This is a genomic window from Methylopila henanensis, assembly GCF_042681025.1.
GTDB lineage: Bacteria > Pseudomonadota > Alphaproteobacteria > Rhizobiales > Methylopilaceae > Methylopila > Methylopila henanensis.
Genome location: NZ_JBHUER010000011.1, coordinates 80,791 through 99,003, shown reverse-complemented (window position 1 = coordinate 99,003; position 18,213 = coordinate 80,791). Strand labels below are relative to the sequence as shown.

Sequence of the window (18,213 nt, the reverse complement as noted above, 5' to 3'; positions counted from 1 at the left end):
AACGGCATGACGATCCGGCTTCATCGCGGCGATCTTCCAGACGGCTACGCGGCGGGGTCCGCGGTCGCGATCGACACCGAGACGCTTGGGCTGAATCCGCAGCGCGACCGGCTCTGCCTCGTGCAGCTCTCGACCGGCGACGGCGACGCCGACCTCGTCCAGATCGCGCCCGGCCAGACGTCGGCTCCCAATCTCGAGGCGCTGCTGCGCGACCGCTCGGTCGCCAAGCTGTTCCATTTCGCCCGCTTCGACGTCGCCGCCCTTTACAAGGCCTTCGGCGTCATGACGGAGCCGGTCTACTGCACCAAGATCGCTTCGAAGCTGGTGCGCACCTACACCGACCGACACGGGCTGAAGGACCTCGTCCGCGAGCTGCTCGGCGTGGAGATCTCGAAGCAGCAGCAGTCCTCGGACTGGGGCGCGGGCGAACTGTCGGAGGCGCAGCTCACCTACGCCGCGAGCGACGTGTTGCATCTGCACGCGCTCAGGGCCAAGCTCGACGGGTTGCTGGAGCGCGAGGGTCGGACCGCGTTCGCCCAGGCCTGTTTCGCGTTCGTGCCGGTTCGCGCCGCGCTCGATCTCGCGGGATGGGCGGACAGCGACATCTTCGCCCACACCTGAGCCAGGACAGAGAGCGCCCGTCCTTGACGACGTCCCCCACCATCGCGGTCGCAGGCGCCGGCCGGCGCGGCGCGGAGGCCTTCCGCGCCGCGGAACGGCACTCGCGCCTGGTGCGTCGGCTGAGGGTGGCGACTCCGTTCGTCGCGGCCGCGGCGGTCGCGGCGGCGGCGCTCTCGGCCGTCCTGCAGCCGCTGTCGGGCGACATCCACGTCGACACCACGGGCATCGGCGTCGGCGGCCCGACCGTCGCGATGGACGCGCCGAAGATGCGCGGCTTCAATAGCCAGGACCGCGCCTACGAGGTCAGCGCCCGCACCGCGCGGCAGACCATCGCCGACCCGAACCGCATCGATCTCGACGAGCTCAACGCGCGCATCGAGCTGGCGCAGAACGGCTGGGCGAAGCTCAGCTCGCGGAACGGCCTCTACCAGGCCGACACGCAGGTGCTGGACCTCCACGACAACGTGCGCGTCATCTCCGACAAGGGCGACGACGCCACGCTGCAGGACGCCCGCGCCGAGATGAAGACCGGCCGGATCGTCACCGACAAGCCCGTCGCCATCAAGCTCGGCGGCTCCGACCTGACCGCGGACCGCATGGAGGTGCTGGACAGCGGCGACCGCGTGCTGTTCTCCGGGCGGGTGAAGATGACGCTCCGGCGCGGCGCCGACACAGCCAATGCGCTGCGCGGCGCGCTCGAACCCAACGGCCCTCCGAAGGCCCAGACGCAATGACGGCTGAAAAAACCACGCCCAAGGAGGCGCCCATGCGAACCGTCCTCGTCCTGCTCTCCAGTCTGGCCCTGACCTCCGCGGCGGCGGCGCAGTCCGTCACGAGCGCGTTCCAGGGCTTCTCCGGACGCTCGGACGAGCCGGTCAACGTCGAGGCCGACAACCTCGAGGTGCGCGAGAAGGACCAGGCCGCGATCTTCAGCGGCAACGTGCAGGTCGTGCAGGGCGATTCGACGCTGAAGAGCCGCCAGCTCACGATCTTCTACTACGGCGACCAGGACCGCCCCGCCGCGGCCGGCGACAAGCAGCGCCCGACGCAGGGGGCGACCTCCGGCCCGGCCGGGACGCCCGCCGCCCCGCAGGGCCGCGACATCCGCCGGCTCGAGGCCGAGGGCGACGTGGTCGTGACCTCGAAGGACCAGCGCGCCACCGGCCAGCGCGGCGTGTTCGACATGCCCTCGAACTCCGTAACGCTGACGGGCGGCGTCGTGGTGTCGCAGGGCGAGAACGTCATCCGCGGCGACCGGCTGTTCGTCGACCTGACGTCGCAGCGTTCGCGCATCGAAAGCGGCGCCAACCGCGGCCGCGTGCAGGGCGTGTTCCGCCCCGCGCAGCGTGACAACAACGGTTCGTCGGGCGGCGCGCAGCGCTGAGGCGCCGCCGGCGCCCCCGACATCGTGCTTGAGGAGCGACGCGTGAGTTTCATGTCGCGTTGGATCGGCGGCCGCGACGCGCGCGCCCCCGCTTTCCCGCATGGCGACGACCTGCACTCGTCCCGCGACGAGCCGCAGGACGCCGCGGCCGGCGCAACCGACGACGGCCTGCTGCAGGTGCGCGGCCTCGCCAAGAGCTACGGGTCGCGCGCCGTGGTGCACGACGTCAGCCTGTCGCTGCGCCGCGGCGAGGCGGTCGGGCTGCTCGGGCCGAACGGCGCCGGCAAGACCACGGTGTTCTACATGATCACCGGCCTCGTGCCGGCCGACCGCGGCCGCATCGAGCTCGACGGCCACGACGTCACGCGGCTGCCGATGTACCGCCGCGCGCGGCTCGGCATCGGCTATCTGCCGCAGGAGGCCTCGATCTTCCGCGGCCTCAACGTCGAGGACAACATCCGGGCGGTGCTCGAGGTGGTCGAGCCCGACCGCAAGCAGCGCGAGCGCGACCTCGACGCCCTGCTCGACGAGTTCGGCATCACGCGGCTGCGCAAGTCGCCGTCGATCGCGCTGTCGGGCGGCGAGCGGCGCCGGCTGGAGATCGCCCGCGCGCTCGCGAGCCGGCCGAGCTTCATGCTGCTGGACGAGCCCTTCGCCGGCATCGACCCGATCGCGGTCGGCGACATCCAGGCGCTGGTGCGGCACCTCACCAACCGCGGCATCGGCGTGCTGATCACCGACCACAACGTCCGCGAGACGCTCGGCCTGATCGACCGCGCCTACATCATCCACGCCGGCCGCGTGCTGATGGAGGGCGCTCCCGACGAGGTCGTGGCCCATCCCGACGTGCGACGGCTTTACCTCGGCGAGGAATTCCGGCTTTAACTGAAGGCGAAGCCGGGTCTCATGCAAGAATCGGCCCACGAGCCCACGGGTTCGTGAGCCGCGTGTTCGAGGCGCGGCCCGGTCCCGCGCGGACGGCCGCGCGGGACGGCTTCGCGTAACCGTTCCGCCGTCGTCGAGAAACCGCCGCCTGATGGCACTGACCCCCAAGCTGCTCCTGCGCCAGTCGCAGTCGCTGGTGATGACGCCGCAGCTCATGCAGGCGATCAAGCTGCTGCAGCTTTCGAGCCTCGACCTCGCGGCCTATGTCGACAACGAGCTCGAGCAGAACCCGCTGCTGGAGCGGCAGGACGAGCAGGCCGAGGAGCGCCTCGCCGAGGCCGCCGACGGGGCCGCGGCCCTGGACGGCGACGACGGCTGGAGCGACGGCGAGACCCCCGGCTCGCGCTCCGAGATCGAGGCGCAGCTCGACACCGACTACGGCAACGTGTTTCCGGACGACGCCCCGCGCGAGGCGCAGAAGCCCGCGGAGACGCCCGCCGAGCCCGGCGACTGGTCGTCGCTCGGCTCCGGCGGCGCCCCGAGCGGCGACGGCGCCGATCTCGAGGCCTATGTCGCCGGGCGCGCCACCCTCGCCGACCATCTCCAGGACCAGCTCACGCTCGCGGTGACCGACCCGGTCGAGCGGCTGATCGGCGTGCATCTCATCGACCTGATCGACGAGGCGGGCTATCTGCGCGACGAGGTCGACGCGATCGCCGAGCGGCTCGGCGCATCGATAGAGACGGTCGAGCGCGTGCTTGGCGTGCTGCAGACCTTCGAGCCGACGGGCGTCGGCGCCCGCTCGCTCAAGGAGTGCCTCGCGATCCAGCTGCGCGAGCGCGACCGGCTCGACCCCGCGATGGCGGCGCTGATCGGCAATCTGGAGCTGGTGGCGCGGCGCGATTTCGCGGCGCTCAAGCGGATCTGCGGCGTCGACGACGAGGACATCGCGGAGATGCTGGCCGAGATCCGGCGGCTCGACCCGAAGCCCGGCCACGCCTTCGGGGCCGAGCTCGCGCCGGCCGTCACGCCGGACGTCATCGTGCGCGCCGGCGCCGACGGTTCGTGGCTGGTGGAGCTCGTGGCGGATTCGCTGCCGCGGGTGCTGGTGAACCAGTCCTACTACGCCAAGGTGGTGAAGACGGCGAAGTCCGACACCGAGAAGACCTTCCTGACGGAGTGCCTGCAGACCGCGAACTGGCTGACCCGCAGCCTCGAGCAGCGCGCCCGCACCATCCTGAAGGTCGCGGCCGAGATCGTGCGCCAGCAGGACGGCTTCCTCGCCCACGGCGTGGCGCATCTCCGACCGCTCAACCTCCGGATCGTGGCCGACGCCATCGGCATGCACGAGTCGACCGTCTCCCGCGTCACCGCCAACAAGTACATGGCGACCCCGCGCGGCGTGTTCGAGCTGAAGTACTTCTTCACCGCCTCGATCGCGAGCGCGGACGGCGGCGACGCCCATTCGGCGGAAGCCGTGCGCCACCGCATCCGCACGATGATCGACGCGGAAAGCCCCGACGACGTGCTCTCGGACGACACGATCGTGAAGCGCCTGCACGAAGGCGGGGTGGACATCGCCCGACGCACCGTCGCCAAGTACCGGGAGAGCCTCAGGATACCGTCGTCGGTGCAGCGGCGGCGGGAGAAGCAGGCCGCGCGCGACGCCGCGCTCTCGTAGATTTTTATCCTTTAATTGCAATAGTTTGCGGAACGTCGAGCCCGCTTAAGGGTTGATTGACTTCCCATCGGGCGGCTCTTACCACTTGCAAGACGGCGGCCTCGCTCCATCCCTTGAGGACGCCGTATCCAAAGCGCCGGCCGTCCGGCCGGCCGCGGCAGACACAAGTGGAGCGGACCTCATGAGCTTGCGTGTCTCCGGGAAGAACCTCGACCTTGGCGATGCTCTTCGCGGACAGGTTCAGGACCGGATCACCGACGCGATGGAGAAATACTTCGGCGGCGGATTCTCCGGCCACGTCACTGTCGCCAAGGACGGCGCGGGCTTCCGCACCGAATGCTCCCTGCATCTCGACAGCGGCATCGTGCTCCAGTCGGCGGGCGCCGCGGGCGACGCCTACGCCAGCTTCGACCAGGCGGCCGGGCGCATCGAGACCCGCCTCAAGCGCTACAAGCAGCGGCTCAAGGACCACCACAGCGACGGCGAGGCCGACTCGGCCCCCTATGTGGTGTTCGAGACCCCGGACGACGGCGACGTCGAGGAGGAGGGCTGGAGCCCGGTGATCATCGCCGAGACGACGACCCGGCTGCGCCGGATGACTGTGGGATTCGCCGTGATGGAGCTCGACTTGACGGGCGCGCCTGTGGTCGTCTTCCGTCATGCGGTTCACGGCGGGATCAACATGGTGTATCGCCGTGCCGACGGCAATGTGGGGTGGATAGACCCGCCCGCGGTCAACGGCTCGGAAGGCCATTGACCACCCCTCGCGGCCGCGACGGCCTCCGGACGCCCTGTCCGTAGGCCGTTCAGGCAGCCGCAGAGCCGAGGTTACGACGCACGATGCCCCTAGCTGACCTCGTCGCGCCGAACGCGATCCTCCCGGCGCTCAAGGTGAACTCGAAGAAGCAGGCGATCCAGGAGCTGGCCGCCAAGGCGGCCGAGCTCACGGGCCTGCCCGAACGGGACATCTTCGACACGCTGCTGCAGCGCGAGCGGCTCGGCTCGACCGGGGTCGGCGCGGGCATCGCGATCCCGCACGGGAAGCTGCCGAAGTTCGACCGGCTGTTCGGGCTGTTCGCGCGGCTCGACCGGCCGATCGACTTCGACGCGCTCGACGGCGAGCCGGTCGATCTGGCCTTCCTGCTGCTCGCGCCGGAGACGGCGGGCGCCAATCACCTCAAGGCGCTCGCGCGCGTGGCGCGGCTGCTGCGCGATCCCGGCACGGCCCAGAAGCTCAGGGCCTCGCGCGACGCGACCGCGCTGCACGCGGTGCTGACGCAGGTCGCCGCGCCGAACGCGGCGTGACGCTGTTTTCTGCCTAAGTTTTAAGCGATTTCGCACCGCTTCAGCGACTACGCCGCCATGCCCGCGCCTTCGCGCGGGTATCCACGACTTCATACGGCGACGTAGACTCTACGGCCTCATAAGCCCCGTCGTCCTCCGGATTGACCGGAGGACCCATCTTGGGCGGCGATCTCGACGCCGAGCATGGATGGTCCGGTCAAGCCGGAGCATGACAAAGGGTCAGGGGTTGAAGGCCCCGGCCCTCAGTGAAGGCTGACCGTGACCAGCTCGTGCTCGCGCGCGCTCTCGATCAGGGCCTCGCGGGTGTCGGCGACCACGATCGGAGAGCCGTCGGCGCCGAGCAGCGCGTAGAGCGCGAGCCCCGGCTCGAGCTCGGGCGCCTGCGGGAACAGGGCGTTGAGCTCCTCGGACAGGATCGGCTTCACGTAAGCGAGGCGTCCGTCGCCGATCGCGGCGAATTCCGCCGTGCTCAGGGGCGCCTTCCGGAAGTCAGTTCCATGCACCATGACGTCACTCCTTCTCCGCGATGCGGCAGCTGTCGTCCCGGGCCGTAATGGCGATACGCTTCACCAAGCGTTTCGGTTCGGGACGAACGAGATCGACGACCAAAAGGCCCGTCGCAAGTTCGGCGCCGAGAACCTCCATGCCCTCCGCCAGCAGGAAGGCCCGCGCGAACTGGCGCGCGGCGATGCCGCGGTGGAGGAAGACCCGGTCGTCGCGTTCCGACGCCGGCAGGCCGCGGATGACGAGCTCGTTCTTGTCGAGCGTCACCTCGATCTGCTCGGGCCGGAAGCCGGCCACCGCGAGCGTGATGCGGATACGTTCCTGCTCGCCCTCGGCCGCGGCGGGAAGCCGCTCGATGTTGTAGGGCGGATAGCCGTCGGAGCCTTTCGCGACGCGGTCAAGCGCGCGCTCCAGACCATCGAACCCCAGCAGAAACGGGCTTTGCAGGCTCGTCAGACGCGACATGCTCAAAGTCCTCGCTGAAAGCGACTTTGACGGAGCCTCGTAAACAAAGCGCTCCGATGGCCGGAGGTCCCGACCGAACGTCGAAATGGGCGCTCGGCGGCGTTCTTTCAAGCGAACGCGCCGGCGGACGGCCGCGGCCCGCGCATGTCAGAGCCGCGTGAGAGTCTCGGCGTCGAACATGTGGAGATGCTCGCCGCGGACGCCGAGCACGACTCGCTCGCCGGCCTTGGCCGCGAGCCGGCCCGCGACCCGCGCGGCGACGGGATGAGGCCCGACCTGGCCGGACAGCAGCGTGTCGGCGCCGGTGGTCTCCACCCGGTCGACGTCGAGCGGCAGCCGCGCGCCGTTCGGCGGCTCGCCCTCGGGGCCGACGGGCGCCAGATGCTCGGGACGGACGCCCAGCACCGCGAAGGTCGCCGTGGTCATGACGCTCGCGCCGCCGAGCGTCGCGCCTGTCTCCAGAGACAGCCCGGTCTGGTTCGCCCGGACCGGCAGCAGGTTGATCCCGAACGGGCCGGTGAGGCCCGCGATCGCCGCCGTCGCCGGCCGGTCGTAGAGCGCGAGCGGCGCGCCCGTGGCCAGAACCTCGCCCTGGTCCAGCACCACCAGCAGGTCGGCCAGCGCCAGCGCCTCGGCCGGATCGGCGAAGGCCGCGACCGCCGTGGCGCCCGTCTCGGCGTGGACGCGGCGGATCAGGCCGCGGAGTTCGCGACGCCAGACCGGCCCGGCGCCCGCGAACGGTTCGTCGAACGCGAGCAGCGGCGGGCGGTGGGCGAGCGCGCGCGCGAACGCCACGCGCCAGCGCTGCTCCAGGGAAAGCCCTCCCGTGGCCCGGGCAAGCAAGGGGCCAAGATCCATGGCCTCCGCCGCCTGCAGCGCCCTCGCCTCGACCTCGGACGCGGCGACGCCGCTCCGCCCGAGCCCGCGGGCGATGGCGTCGTAGACGCTGAGACGCGGGGCCAGGGACCTCGGGTCGATCGCCAGAGCGTCGCCCTGGCGATCGAGAACGAAGCGGACGAGGGTCGAGGCGCCGGACCCTTGGGCTCCGGTCGCGGCGCAGAACGCGCCGGCCGGGATCACGAGCGACAGTCCGCGCAGCGGCCCGTCGTCGCCGCGTCCCGCGCTCGTGACGCTCTTCAGCGCAAGCGCGGCGGCGACGCGGTCCGCGGACATCCTCTCAGCCCCAGACCAGCACGCCGGCGAGACCGACGGAGCCGACGATCATCCGCCACCAGGCGAACGGCGCGTAGCCGCGCTTCGAGATGAAGTCGAGCACGTAGCGCACCACGACCAGCGCGGTGACGAAGGCGCAGACGAAGCCGACCAGCACGAGGCCGAGGTCGTCGGCCGAGAGCACGTCGCGGTTCTTGTAGAGGTCGTAGGCGAAGGCGCCCGCCATCGTGGGCATGGCGAGGAAGAACGAGAACTCGGCCGCGGCGCGCTTGCTCGCGCCGAGCAGCAGCGCGCCGACGATCGTCGAGCCCGAGCGCGACACGCCGGGGATGAGCGCGAGGCACTGGCAGAGCCCCACCGCGAGGCACATCCAGATCGGGAACTTCATGGCGTCGTCGTAGCGGACCTCGTCGTGCGGCCCGTCGGCGTCGGGCGCCGAATAGGCCTGCGTCGGCTTGATCTGGTCGACCCAGAGCAGCACCAGCCCGCCCACGATCAGCGCCACGCAGACGGTGGCGGGCGACTCGAACAGCACCGTCTTGATGAAGCCGTGGAGCGTGGCGCCGATGACGGCCGCCGGCAGGAAGGCGATCAGCACGCCCAGCACGAAGCGGCGGGCGTCGGGGTCGGTCGGAAGCCGCAGCGCGACGCTTGTCAGCCGACCGGCGTAGACCAGCAGGATGGCGAGGATGGCGCCGAGCTGGATCAGCACCTCGAAGGTCTTGCCGGTGGAGTTGAAGCCGAGGAAATGGCCGAGCAGCAGCAGATGGCCGGTGGACGAGACGGGCAGGAACTCGGTCAGTCCCTCGACGACGCCCAGCAGCGCCGCCTGCAGCAGGCTTACGACGTCCATGGCCTTAGCGCTCCCCGGGATCCGCCGCCGATTCGCTGTTGTCGCGCGGCGCCGCCGGTTCTATACGGGGTTCCCACGCCGCGCCACGCGCCTCCGGCGTTCCGGCGGCGTCCGCGGCAGGCCGGCCACACCGAAGTCCCCCTCCCAGCCCCCCGGCTCCATGGCGATCCTGTATCATTATCCCCTGTGCCCGCATTCGCGTTTCGTGCGCCTTGCGCTCGGCGAGTACGGACTGGACGCCGATCTGGTCGAGGAGCGGGTGTGGGAGCGGCGCGAGCCCTTTCTGCACCTGAACCCGGCGGCGACGACGCCGGTGCTGGTCGAGGCGAGCATCCCGTCCGTGCCGGGCGCCGACGTGATCGCCGAGTATCTCGACGAGACCCGCGGGCTTGCGCTCGGCGACCGCCGGCTGCTGCCGGAGGCCCCGCGCGACCGCGTCGAGACGCGCCGGCTGACCGCCTGGTTCAACCAGAAGTTCTTCGAGGAGGTTTCGAGCCACCTCGTGATGGAGAAGGTCTACAAGCGCTTCATGCCGACCAGCATCGGCGGCGGCGCGCCGGAGATGGCCGCGATCCGCGCGGCGCGCTCCAACATCCGCTATCATCTGAAATATGTCGGCTATCTCGCGCGGCAGCGGAACTGGCTCGCCGGCGACCGGCTGACCTACGCCGACCTCGCCGCCGCGGCCCATCTGTCGGTGGTGGACTATCTGGGCGACGTGCCGTGGGACGAGGACGAGACCGCCAAGAGCTGGTACGCGCGCGTCAAGTCGCGCCCCTCGTTCCGTCCGCTGCTGGCCGAGACGATCAAGGGCATGCAGCCCTCGCTGAACTACGCCAACCTGGATTTCTGACGGGCGCGCGTCGGTTCCGACCGGCTTTCGGGCCGCCCTCGCCGTGATGACGCCCGCAGCCCTCAAGGCCGAGATCGCCGCCCGCGCCCGCGCCTATGGCTTCGACGCCGTCGCGGTGACGGCGCCGGACGCGTGCCTCGAGGCCGGCGAACGGCTGCTGGCGGCGCTCGATCTCGGGCGGCACGGCACGATGGCGTGGCTCGCCGAGCGGGCCGAGTGGCGGGCGGACCCGCGCGCGCTCTGGCCGGAGGCGCGCTCCGTGATCATGCTGGCGATGAACTACGGACCCGACCGCGACCCGCGGGCGATCCTCGATCAGCGCGACCGCGGCGCAATCTCGGTCTACGCGCAGGGCGACGACTACCACGACCTGATCAAGGGCCGGCTGAAGCAGGTCGCCGGGGCGCTGGCCTCGGCCGGCCATCCCGCCAAGGTGTTCGTGGACACGGCGCCCGTCATGGAGAAGCCGCTCGCGGCCGCCGCCGGCCTCGGCTGGCAGGGCAAGCACACCAATCTCGTCTCGCGCGATTTCGGCTCGTGGCTGTTCCTCGGCGCGATCTTCACCTCCGCCGAGCTGCCGCCGGACGCGCCCGAGACCGACCGCTGCGGCTCCTGCCGGGCCTGTCTCGACGCCTGCCCGACCGGGGCGTTCCCCGCGCCCTACCAGCTCGACGCCCGCGCCTGCATCTCCTACCTCACCATCGAGCACGCCGGCCCGATCCCGCATCGCTACCGGGACAAGCTCGGCAACCGCATCTATGGCTGCGACGACTGCCTCGCCGCCTGCCCCTGGAACAAGTTCGCGGAAGCGGGCCGCGAGATGCGGCTCGCCGGCCGCGCGGCGCTGAAGGCGCCGGGGCTCGCGGAGCTCGCAGGGCTGGACGACGCCGGCTTCCGGGCGCTGTTCGCGAAATCGGCGGTGAAGCGCATCGGGCGCGACCGCTTCGTGCGCAACGTGGCGATCGCGATCGGCAATTCCGGCGACGCCGGCCTGACCGCGGCGCTGGAGCCGCTGCTCGACGACGCCTCGCCGCTCGTCCGGGGCGCGGCCGCCTGGGCGCTCGGCCGCATCGCGCCCCCTGCGACCCTCGCGGCCCTTGCGGCGCGGCGGCTGCCGTCCGAAACCGACGACGAGGTGCGGGCGGAATGGGCGGCGATCGGGATGGAGGCGGCGTGAGGCGGCTGGCGGTGTTCGGGTGCGGCTACACGGCGCGCCGTTTCGTGGCGCTGCACGGCGCGGATTTCGACGCGGTGGACGTCACCACGCGCTCGCCCGAGGGCGTGGCGCGGCTCGGCGCCGAGGGGCTGAACGCCCATCTGTTCGACGGCGGGCCGGCCTCGCCGGCGCTTGCCGACGCCGTGAAAGCCGCGACGCATGTGCTGGTGTCCGCGCCGCCGGACGCCGAAGGCGATCCGACGCTCCGGGGCGCAGGCGAGGCCCTGCAGGCTGCGAACGGCCTGGCGTGGGTCGGCTATCTCTCGACCATTGGCGTCTACGCCGACGCCGACGGCGGCTGGGTCGACGAGACGACCGAGCCGCAGGCCGACAGCGACCGCGGCGCCCGGCGCATCGCGGTGGAGCGGGAGTGGCTCGCGTTCGGACGGGAGCGCGGCGTTCCAGTCCAGATCTTCCGGCTCGCCGGCATCTACGGCCCCGGCCGCAACCAGATCGAAAACCTGAAGGCCGGAACGGCCAAGCGGCTGGTGAAGCCCGGACAGGTGTTCAACCGCATCCATGTGGACGACATCGCCGCCGCGCTCGCCGCCGGGATCGCGCGCCCCGACGCGGGGCCGATCGTCAACGTGGCCGACGACGAGCCGGCGCCGCCGCAGGACGTGGTGGCCTACGCCGCCGGCCTGCTCGGGATCGCGCCGCCGCCGGAGACGGCGTTCGAGACCGCCGACATCACGCCGATGGCGCGCAGCTTCTACTCCTCGAACAAGCGCGTCGCGAACCGCGTGCTGCGCGACGAGCTCGGCGTCCGCCTCGCCTATCCCACCTACCGCGAAGGCATGGCGGCGCTCGCGACCGGCGCGTAAGCGCGCCGCGCGCCCGGCGCGTCGCCGGACGGACGACGGACGCTCAGGACGGCGCGCAGGATCGACAGGCCGTCTTCGAGAGCTTTGAGGACCCGCCGCTCGCCATCGCGCGCCGGCGGCGTAGATATGAGCGGGACACCCCGGAGAGCCCGATGGACGCCCCCGCCGCCGCGATCAAAACGGACCGCGCCGCGCTTCAGCAGGTGATCGCCGGCCTGACCGACGGCGTCATCCTTGTCGAGCCTGACCAGTCGATCTCCTGGGCCAACGCGGCGGCGCTCGCGATGCACGGGGTCCATTCGCTCGACGGGCTCGGAGGCTCCGTCGACGGCTACAGGAAGAGCTTCCGGCTGCGGTTCCGCAACAACCATCCTCTCCCGGAAGAGAAGTACCCGCTCGATCGCGTTATCGCCGGCGAGACGTTCGACGACGTCACGGTGGAGGTGTCGCCGGCCGCCGATCCCGACACGACCTGGGTGCACACCCTCCGCAGCCTGGTGGTGGTCGACCGCGCCGGAGAGCCGGAGCTGCTCGTCCTCATCGTCAAGGACGAGACCGAGCGCTTCGAGGCCGAGGACCGCTTCGAGAGCGCGTTCAACGCCAATCCCGCCCCCGCCCTGATCTGCCGCGTCTCCGACCAGATCTATGTGCGCGTCAACCAGGGCTTCATGGACATGACGGGCCACGACCGAAGCGCGGTGGTGGGCCAGAGCGTCCGCGAGTTCGACGTGTTTTCCGGCGCGGAGCGACGCGACCTCGCCCATGAGCGCATCGCCGAGGGCCGCGCCGTGACGCAGATGGAGGCCGAGGTTCCCCTGCCGGACGGGACCGGGCGCGCCGTCATCGTGGCGGGCCAGCCGATCGACGTCGGCGGCGAGCCCTGCATGCTCTTCACCTTCGCGGATCTGGAGCCGCGCCGAAAAGCCGAGACCTCGCTGCGCAAGTCCGAGGAGCGCTTCTCGAAGTCGTTCCGGCTGTCGCCGGTGGCCGAGGCCATCACGCGGCTCGCCGACCACGCCTTCATGGAGGTCAACAGGGCGTTCGAGGCGCTGAGCGGCTATTCCGACGTCGAGCTGACGGGGCGCGCCGCCGCCGACATCCGGCTCTGGGCCGATCCCGCGGCGCGCCGGACCATCGAGGGCGCGCTGAAGGAGGGGCGCGGCGTGCAGAACGCCCCCTTGGCGATGCGGACCAAGGACGGCGCGGACGTCGACTGTCTCGTCTCCGCCGAGACGGTCGAGATCAACGAGGAGGACTGCGTCCTGTGGGTGGTGCAGGACGTAACCGAGCGGAAGAAGACCGAGGACGAGCTGATCGCCGCGATCGAGAGCGTGATGGCCGACACCTCCTGGTTCAGCCGTACCGTGGTCGAGAAGCTCGCCAACCTCCGCCAGACCTCCCGCAAGCCGGGACCCGGCGTCGGCGTCGGCGATCTGACCGAGCGGGAACGGCAGATCCTCGGGCTCATTTCGGAGGGCTGCGACAACGTCGCGATGAGCGACCGCCTCGGCCTGTCGACCAACACGGTACGGAACCATGTGGCGTCGCTGTTCCGCAAGATCGGCGTGAACCGTCGCGCCGCCGCGGTGGTCTGGGCGCGCGAACGCGGCGTGACGGGCGAAGCCGCCCTCAAGGGCAAGCCGCGGCCCTCCGCCTGATCGGTCCCAAAATACCAATCCGACTGGTCCTTCCGGTTCTGTCGCACAGGGAGCCGCCAGTCCATCTCCCTTCCATCGAAGGCGGCGCAATCCCGCGGCCGCCGGTTTTCGGAAGGGATACCGAGATGGACAAGAACCGTATCGAAGGCGCGGCGAAGGAAGCGAAGGGCTCCGTCAAGGAAGCCATCGGCAAGCTCACCGGCAACAAGAAGACCGAAGCCGAAGGCAAGGCCGAGAAGGCCGAGGGCAAGGTCCAGGGCACGGTCGGCAAGGCCGCCGACGCCGCGCGCGACGCGCTGAAGAAGTGACCCGACGTCCGGCGGGACGCTAGGCGCGTCCCGCCCCGCCCGCCCCCGGACGACCCGAACTCCCGACATAAGGCCCCAGGAGGGCGACATGACAAAGACTTCCATCACCGGAGGCGGACCGCTCGCGCACGCCGAGGACCGGACCGCCGCGCTGAACCAGATTTCGTGGGGCGCGGTCTTCGCCGGCGTCGTGGTGGCGCTGACGGTTCAACTTCTCCTGAACCTGCTGGGCGTCGGGATCGGCGCCGCGGTTGTCGACCCCGGCGCCTCCGGAAACCCGAGCGCGGGCGCCTTCTCGATCGCGGGCGGCGTCTGGTACCTCGTGGCCGGCCTGATCGGCGCCTTCGCGGGCGGCTATGTGTCGAGCCGGGTGTCGGGCCGGCCGGTCAAGACGGTCGGCGGCTTCCACGGCCTCACCACCTGGGCCGCGACGACGCTCGTCATCCTTTACCTGCTGACCACCTCGGTCGGCTCGCTGATCGGCGGCGCCTTCGGCGGACTGTCGAGCGTGGTCGGCGGCGCCGGCGGCGTCGCGTCCACGGCCATCCAGGCCGCGGCCCCGACGATCGCCACGCTGAACCCGCTGCAGGAGATCGAGCGTCAGGTGCGCTCCGCAGGCGAGGGCCAGGATCCGGAAGCGCTTCGCTCCGGCGCGGCGGCCGCGGTTCAGGCGCTGCTGACGGGCGACCCGCAGAAGGCCGATGAGGCGCGGACCCGCGCGGCCGAGGCGCTCGCCCGGGCGCAGAACATCAGCCTCGATCAGGCCCGCACCCAGGTCGGCGAGTATGAGGCGCGCTACCGCCAGACGGTCGAGCAGGCCAAGCGCGCGGCGCAGGAGGCGTCGGTGACGGCGACCAAGGTGGTCTCGCGCGGCGCGCTGCTCGGCTTCCTCGCTCTCGCCCTTGCGGCGGTCGCCGCCTGGTTCGGCGGCGCCGCAGGCACGACGCGCGCCGTTCGCCGGATTTGATCCGAACCGCCCGGGCCCCAACCCCGGGCGCAGGCGGAAGCAACCACGCCCCAACGCTTCCGCCCGGCGGCGGGATCTCGCCCCTACGGCGCGGTCTCGCCGCTGCTCCATGTGGCGACGCGATGGATCAAAGCCGGGCCATGTCCGGCGGAGCAAGGCGTCCGGCCCCTCGCTCCATGCCCGCAGCGACCGCGGCGCTTCGGCTCACACGTCGAGGTTCGCGACGGTGAGGGCGTTGTCCTGGATGAACTCGCGGCGGGGCTCGACCACGTCGCCCATGAGCTTGGTGAAGATGTCGTCGGCCTCGTCGACCTCCTTGACCTTCACCTGCAGCAGCGAGCGGACGTTGATGTCGAGCGTGGTCTCCCAGAGCTGGTCCGGGTTCATCTCGCCGAGGCCCTTGTAGCGCTGCAGCGCGAGGCCCTTGCGGCCGGCGGCGAGCACGCCGTCGACCAGCGCGGAGGGGCCGTGCGTCGCCGTGGCGTCGTCCTTGCGCAGCAGATGGGGCGTGCGGCCGAACACGGACTGAAGCCCCTCGGCGTAGTCGTCGAGCTTGCGGGCGTCGGCGCTCGCGATCAGGGCCGCGTCGATCGTCGCCGCCTCGCGCACGCCGCGCACGGTGCGGGCGAAGGTGAAACCCTCCTCGGACGCCACACCGGCCCAGCCGCGCTCGGTCTCCTCGGCGAGGATGTCGAGACGCCGGGCGAGATAGTCGGCCGCCTCCTGCGCGCGTCCGAGATCGGACAGGATGTCGGGCGCGAGCAGGCCCGCGATCGCCGCCTGCTCGACCACTTCGCGCCGGTAGCGCGAATGCAGGCCGCCGAGCAGCGCGCGGATCTGGCGGGCCTCCTCGACCACGGCGCGCAGGTCCGCGCCCGAACGCACCTCGCCGTCGGCGAGCTTCAGCGACACGCCGTCGAGCCCCGCGCCGATGAGGTAGTCCTCCAGCGCGCGCTCGTCCTTCAGATACTGTTCGGACTTGCCGCGCGTCACCTTGTAGAGCGGCGGCTGGGCGATGAAGATGTGGCCGCGCTCCAGCAGCTCCGGCATCTGGCGGAAGAAGAACGTCAGCAGCAGCGTGCGGATGTGGCTGCCGTCGACGTCGGCGTCCGTCATGATGATGATCTTGTGGTAGCGCAGCTTGTCGGCGTTGAACTCCTCGCGGCCGATGCCGGTGCCGAGCGCCGTGATCAGGGTACCGATCTCCTGGCTCGACAGCATCTTGTCGAAGCGCGCGCGCTCCACGTTCAGGATCTTGCCGCGCAAGGGCAGCACCGCCTGGAAGGCGCGGTCGCGGCCCTGCTTGGCGGAGCCGCCGGCCGAGTCGCCCTCGACCAGGAACAGCTCGGACTTGGCGGGGTCGCGCTCCTGGCAGTCGGCGAGCTTGCCCGGCAGCGAGGCCACGTCGAGCGCGCCCTTGCGGCGGGTCAGCTCGCGCGCCTTGCGGGCGGCCTCGCGCGCGGCGGCGGCCTCCGCCACCTTCTGCACCACGGTGCGGGCCTCGGCCGGATGCTCCTCGAACCAGGTGCTGAGAGCCTCGTTGACGAGGTTCTCGACCGCGGGACGCACCTCGGAGGAGACCAGCTTGTCCTTGGTCTGGGACGAGAACTTGGGGTCCGGCACCTTGACCGAGAGCACGCAGGTCAGGCCCTCGCGGGCGTCGTCGCCGGTGAGCGAGACCTTCTCCTTCTTGGTGACGCCCGACGACTCGGCGTAGCCGTTCACCTGCCGCGTCAGCGCCGCGCGGAAGCCCGCGAGATGGGTGCCGCCGTCGCGCTGGGGGATGTTGTTGGTGAAACACAGCACGTTCTCGTGGTAGCTGTCGTTCCACCACATCGCGACCTCGACGCCGATGCCGTCCTTCTCCGAGCGGAGCACGATCGGCGTGTCGATCAGCGGGTGCTTGGCGCGGTCGAGATAGCGCACGAAGGCCTCGACGCCGCCTTCGTAGTAGAGTTCCTCGCGCTTCGGCTCGACGCCGCGGGCGTCGGTCAGCACGATGCGCACGCCCGAGTTCAGGAAGGCGAGCTCGCGCAGCCGGTGCTCGAGCGTCGCGTAGTCGAACTCGGTGACGCCCTTGAAGGTGTCGAGGCTCGGCGTGAACGTCACCTCGGTGCCGCGCCGGCCGTTGGCCGGGCCGTTCACCCGCAGCGGCGCGTCGGCGACGCCGTGGGTGAAGGACATCTCGTATTCGAGATCGTTCTGCCAGATGCGCAGCCTGAGCTTCACCGACAGCGCGTTGACGACCGAGACGCCGACGCCGTGCAGGCCGCCCGAGACCTTGTAGGAGTTCTGGTCGAATTTTCCGCCGGCGTGGAGCTGGGTCATGATGACCTCCGCCGCCGAGATCCCCTCCTCCTTGTGGATGCCGGTGGGGATGCCGCGGCCGTTGTCGGTCACGGTGCAGGAGCCGTCCGGGTTCAGCGTGACGGTGACCTCGTTGGCCCAGCCGGCCAGCGCCTCGTCGATGCCGTTGTCGATGACCTCGTAGACCATGTGGTGCAGGCCCGAGCCGTCGTCGGTGTCGCCGATGTACATGCCCGGCCGCTTGCGCACGGCGTCGAGCCCCTTGAGGACGCGGATCGAGTCCGCGCCGTAATCCTCGGCGCCGCCGTTCGAAGCAGTGTCGGACATGTCAGGTCTCCTCGCGGGGGGCGCCGGCGCCTTCGATGGCCGCGTCGCGCGGCGGTCGGCGTGGGGCGGTGGCGAGCGTCACAGAAACTCGGCAGGAATCAGGTGTTTCAAGCCCGTCCGTTCTACCCTGTCGGGACGCGAAAGGCGAATTTCGCCGGCCGGCGCGCGGCCCGCCTGTCGATAACCTGCGGTGCCGCGACAAGATATTGATCTCGATGGCCTTTTACGGCCGCGCGCGGAGAGGTTTTCGTCAGCTCGCGGCGACGCCGGCCGCGGCGGCCCCCATGGTCGCGCCGGAGACGCGGTTCAGCATGCGCCGGCCGCGCGGCGAGACGAGGAAGACGCGGGCGCGGGCGGCGAGCGCGGCGTAGAAGCCCATCACTGCGAACAGCACCAGCGCGGTCGCGAGCGCCAGCTCCGCGAAGCCGAGCGCGCCGACATGGCCGAGATCGACCAGCGCCGGCAGCAGCGCGAGATAGAACACCATCGCCTTCGGATTGCCGATGGTGACGGCGAACCCTGCGAGGAAACCGCGCAGCGGCGACATCGTCCTTCGCTCCGCCGCCACCGCCTCCGCGCCCGGCGGCGCGCGCCAGAGCCTGACCGCAAGCCACAGCAGGTAGGCCGCGCCGAGATATTTCACCACCATGAAGGCGGTCCCGAAGCTCGCCGCCAGCACCGCGAGGCCGAAGGCGGCGCAGGCGAGCCAGACGAGGTCGCCGAGGATCAGCCCTGCCACCATCGGCAGCGTGCCGGCGAAGCCGACGCCGAGCGCGCGGGCGACGATGGGCGCCACGCCCGGACCGGGCGTGGCGGCGACGACGAACAGGGCGGCGGAGAAGGTGAGAAGGGTCGCGAGGGTCATGGCGACGCCACGAAGCT

At 71.0% G+C, this 18,213-nt stretch carries 19 protein-coding genes; 13 read left to right on the top strand and 6 right to left on the bottom strand.

Features of this window, described 5'->3' with window-relative positions; translation table 11 throughout:
• The first annotated feature begins 6 nt into the window (after positions 1-6).
• The 7 genes from ACFSCV_RS17420 (at position 7) to ptsN (ending at position 5,876) form a co-directional block, all read left to right on the top strand.
• Complete coding sequence (locus ACFSCV_RS17420) at positions 7-621, top strand: ribonuclease D (protein WP_378800851.1); 615 nt, start codon at positions 7-9, stop codon at positions 619-621.
• 23 nt (positions 622-644) lie between these two features.
• The gene (lptC, locus tag ACFSCV_RS17415; RefSeq protein ID WP_378800850.1) at positions 645-1,355 is read left to right on the top strand and encodes an LPS export ABC transporter periplasmic protein LptC; all 711 of its coding nucleotides are present in this window, start codon (positions 645-647) and stop codon (positions 1,353-1,355) included.
• Positions 1,356-1,387: 32 nt separating this feature from the next.
• Complete coding sequence (locus tag ACFSCV_RS17410) at positions 1,388-2,005, top strand: LptA/OstA family protein (protein ID WP_378800849.1); 618 nt, start codon at positions 1,388-1,390, stop codon at positions 2,003-2,005.
• A gap of 51 nt (positions 2,006-2,056) precedes the next feature.
• Positions 2,057-2,890: an LPS export ABC transporter ATP-binding protein gene (lptB, locus tag ACFSCV_RS17405; RefSeq protein ID WP_378800925.1), complete on the top strand. Its 834-nt coding sequence runs from the start codon at positions 2,057-2,059 to the stop codon at positions 2,888-2,890.
• Between the two features lie 151 nt (positions 2,891-3,041).
• A complete protein-coding gene (rpoN, locus tag ACFSCV_RS17400) occupies positions 3,042-4,571 on the top strand; it encodes an RNA polymerase factor sigma-54 (RefSeq protein WP_378800848.1) in 1,530 nt (509 codons plus the stop codon).
• 181 nt (positions 4,572-4,752) lie between these two features.
• The gene (gene hpf, locus ACFSCV_RS17395; RefSeq protein WP_378800847.1) at positions 4,753-5,328 is read left to right on the top strand and encodes a ribosome hibernation-promoting factor, HPF/YfiA family; all 576 of its coding nucleotides are present in this window, start codon (positions 4,753-4,755) and stop codon (positions 5,326-5,328) included.
• Positions 5,329-5,411: 83 nt separating this feature from the next.
• Entirely contained in the window at positions 5,412-5,876 is a 465-nt protein-coding gene (gene ptsN, locus ACFSCV_RS17390; RefSeq protein ID WP_378800846.1) for a PTS IIA-like nitrogen regulatory protein PtsN, read from the top strand.
• Positions 5,877-6,118: 242 nt separating this feature from the next.
• Here the strand turns inward: ptsN and ACFSCV_RS17385 are convergent, their stop codons facing one another.
• The 4 genes from ACFSCV_RS17385 to ACFSCV_RS17370 form a co-directional block, all read right to left on the bottom strand.
• A complete protein-coding gene (locus tag ACFSCV_RS17385) occupies positions 6,119-6,382 on the bottom strand; it encodes a BQ00720 family protein (RefSeq protein ID WP_271202306.1) in 264 nt (87 codons plus the stop codon).
• Positions 6,383-6,386: 4 nt separating this feature from the next.
• The gene (locus ACFSCV_RS17380; protein ID WP_378800845.1) at positions 6,387-6,845 is read right to left on the bottom strand and encodes an Hsp20 family protein; all 459 of its coding nucleotides are present in this window, start codon (positions 6,843-6,845) and stop codon (positions 6,387-6,389) included.
• 147 nt (positions 6,846-6,992) lie between these two features.
• Positions 6,993-8,018: an ATP-binding cassette domain-containing protein gene (locus ACFSCV_RS17375; protein WP_378800844.1), complete on the bottom strand. Its 1,026-nt coding sequence runs from the start codon at positions 8,016-8,018 to the stop codon at positions 6,993-6,995.
• Between the two features lie 4 nt (positions 8,019-8,022).
• Entirely contained in the window at positions 8,023-8,871 is an 849-nt protein-coding gene (locus tag ACFSCV_RS17370) for an undecaprenyl-diphosphate phosphatase (RefSeq protein WP_378800843.1), read from the bottom strand.
• A 160-nt stretch (positions 8,872-9,031) separates the two neighbouring features.
• Between ACFSCV_RS17370 and ACFSCV_RS17365 the strand changes: the two genes are divergently transcribed.
• The 6 genes from ACFSCV_RS17365 (at position 9,032) to ACFSCV_RS17340 (ending at position 14,697) form a co-directional block, all read left to right on the top strand.
• The gene (locus tag ACFSCV_RS17365) at positions 9,032-9,724 is read left to right on the top strand and encodes a glutathione S-transferase family protein (RefSeq protein ID WP_271202303.1); all 693 of its coding nucleotides are present in this window, start codon (positions 9,032-9,034) and stop codon (positions 9,722-9,724) included.
• Positions 9,725-9,770: 46 nt separating this feature from the next.
• A complete protein-coding gene (gene queG / locus ACFSCV_RS17360) occupies positions 9,771-10,901 on the top strand; it encodes a tRNA epoxyqueuosine(34) reductase QueG (RefSeq protein WP_378800842.1) in 1,131 nt (376 codons plus the stop codon).
• A complete protein-coding gene (locus ACFSCV_RS17355) occupies positions 10,898-11,764 on the top strand; it encodes an SDR family oxidoreductase (RefSeq protein WP_378800841.1) in 867 nt (288 codons plus the stop codon). Before queG ends, ACFSCV_RS17355 begins: the two co-directional genes overlap by 4 nt.
• Positions 11,765-11,916: 152 nt before the next feature.
• On the top strand, positions 11,917-13,422 hold the full coding sequence (locus ACFSCV_RS17350) for a helix-turn-helix transcriptional regulator (protein WP_378800840.1): 1,506 nt from the start codon (positions 11,917-11,919) through the stop codon (positions 13,420-13,422).
• Positions 13,423-13,547: 125 nt separating this feature from the next.
• The gene (locus ACFSCV_RS17345; RefSeq protein WP_271202298.1) at positions 13,548-13,730 is read left to right on the top strand and encodes a CsbD family protein; all 183 of its coding nucleotides are present in this window, start codon (positions 13,548-13,550) and stop codon (positions 13,728-13,730) included.
• Between the two features lie 88 nt (positions 13,731-13,818).
• Positions 13,819-14,697: a PhnA-like protein gene (locus ACFSCV_RS17340; protein WP_378800839.1), complete on the top strand. Its 879-nt coding sequence runs from the start codon at positions 13,819-13,821 to the stop codon at positions 14,695-14,697.
• Between the two features lie 204 nt (positions 14,698-14,901).
• Here the strand turns inward: ACFSCV_RS17340 and gyrB are convergent, their stop codons facing one another.
• Positions 14,902-17,331 carry a DNA topoisomerase (ATP-hydrolyzing) subunit B gene (gyrB, locus tag ACFSCV_RS17335; protein WP_378800838.1) on the bottom strand — a complete coding sequence of 810 codons (2,430 nt, stop codon included), beginning with the start codon at positions 17,329-17,331 and terminating at the stop codon, positions 14,902-14,904.
• 250 nt (positions 17,332-17,581) lie between these two features.
• Positions 17,582-18,196: a LysE family translocator gene (locus tag ACFSCV_RS17330; protein ID WP_378800837.1), complete on the bottom strand. Its 615-nt coding sequence runs from the start codon at positions 18,194-18,196 to the stop codon at positions 17,582-17,584.
• Positions 18,197-18,213: the final 17 nt, after the last annotated feature.